Annotated in this window: 1 pseudogene; it reads right to left on the reverse strand. The window is 42.0% G+C overall.

What is annotated here, in order from left to right:
• Positions 1–641 (reverse strand): annotated as a pseudogene (locus HMPREF2607_RS10450) (clumping factor A); the annotation flags it as partial.

Raw genomic sequence — 641 nt, forward strand, 5'->3', positions numbered from 1 at the left:
AATCAATCTCAGAATCACAATCAGTGTCTAACTCCGAATCCGCTTCAGAGAGTGCATCAGTTTCTGAATCACAGTCTGCTTCAAACTCCGAGTCAGCATCAGTAAGTGAATCAATCTCAGAATCACAATCAGTGTCTAACTCAGAATCAGCCTCAGAGAGTGCATCAGTAAGCGAATCACAATCAGTGTCTAATTCCGAGTCAGCGTCAGAAAGTGCGTCAATCTCAGAATCACAATCCGCTTCAACTTCCGAGTCAGCGTCAGAAAGTGCTTCTGTATCAGAATCACAATCGGTTTCAAACTTAGAGTCAGCCTCAGAGAGCGAGTCGACGTCAGCTTCACAATCCGAATCAAATTCAGTCTCTGCTTCAGTAAGTGAATCAATTTCAGAATCACAATCAGTGTCTAATTCCGAATCAGCCTCAGTAAGTGAATCAGTTTCAGAATCACAGTCTGAATCAAATTCCGAGTCAGCATCAGTAAGTGAATCAATCTCAGAATCACAATCAGTGTCTAACTCAGAATCAGCATCAGAGAGTACATCAGTAAGCGAATCACAATCAGTGTCTAATTCCGAATCAGCGTCAGTAAGTGAATCAACATCGATATCACAGTCTGAATCAAATTCCGAGTCAGCATCA

This window comes from Streptococcus sp. HMSC078H03 (assembly GCF_001808655.1).
GTDB classification, from domain to species: domain Bacteria; phylum Bacillota; class Bacilli; order Lactobacillales; family Streptococcaceae; genus Streptococcus; species Streptococcus salivarius_G.